Annotated in this window: 1 protein-coding gene; it reads right to left on the minus strand. The window is 39.4% G+C overall.

Annotated features, from left to right (window positions below; translation table 11 throughout):
• Nucleotides 1-9: 9 nt before the first annotated feature.
• A partial coding sequence (locus tag BCR26_RS16690) for an IS30 family transposase (protein WP_245677009.1) occupies nt 10-946 on the minus strand: 937 nt, incomplete at its 5' end.

Consider the following 946-nt stretch of genomic DNA (forward strand, 5'->3'; position numbering starts at 1 on the left):
TTTGATTTGTCAAATTAAGCTGGACAAATGCTTATCATTTACGTAACTCAAAAATACCTCTAATGGTGTCTGATACTTTAATGATTTTCTTGGTATATGATTTCTTTTGGAGGCGACAGCCGAAACAAATGCTTGATCAACTTGATTAAAGTCCATCGTTTTAAGTAGCCCATCTTTACGAAGTAAGCCATTAGAATGCTCATTTAAAGCGCGTTGAGAAGGCGTCCCTGGGTCTGCGAAATAGATGGCAATATCATTTGTATTACTGATGTTTTTCCAATGTGAAAACTCTTTACCGCAATCAAACGTAATGGACTTAAACAGGTATTTGGGAAGCTTCTTGAACCACTTATTTATCGACTGCTCTATATCCGTCGCTTTGCGTCCTTCTGGTTTCAGCGTAATAATTACTTTGGAGAGGCGTTCAACTAGCGTGATAACAGCACTTTTATGATGGACACCAACAATTGTGTCACCTTCTAAGTGCCCAAACTCCTGTTGGAATGTGGGATAATCACACACTCGTTCTGAAATGTTGCGCTTGAATGCTTGTTTTCCACGCCGTTCCTTGTGTCCATTTGGCTTGCGCTTGCCCTTCATTGGAAGCTGCTTCACATCAAATTGTTTGTTTTTGAACTGACGATAGAGGGTTCTAACGGAACAAGAAATAGGAAACGCTCCTCGGCCAATGATAACATCTGGGGTCCATCCTTGAGCAACCATGATTTGAACGTAATCTTGCTGTTCCATAGGTAGAACAATGGGACTTCTGCCACAACGTTTTTTATTTTCTGTGTATTTTTGGTAGTAATCCATCGCCGTTTTCCCTAGTTTCAGAAAATTATAGACGTTATAGATTGTTTGTCTAGATCTTCTCAGTAGTTTAGCCGCTTCCAAAACAACGATTCCTTTTTTGAAATAAGCTTCTATCATCACGAGTTCATTT

Origin of the sequence: Enterococcus rivorum, from assembly GCF_001742285.1 — a bacterium.
GTDB classification, from domain to species: Bacteria; Bacillota; Bacilli; order Lactobacillales; family Enterococcaceae; genus Enterococcus_L; species Enterococcus_L rivorum.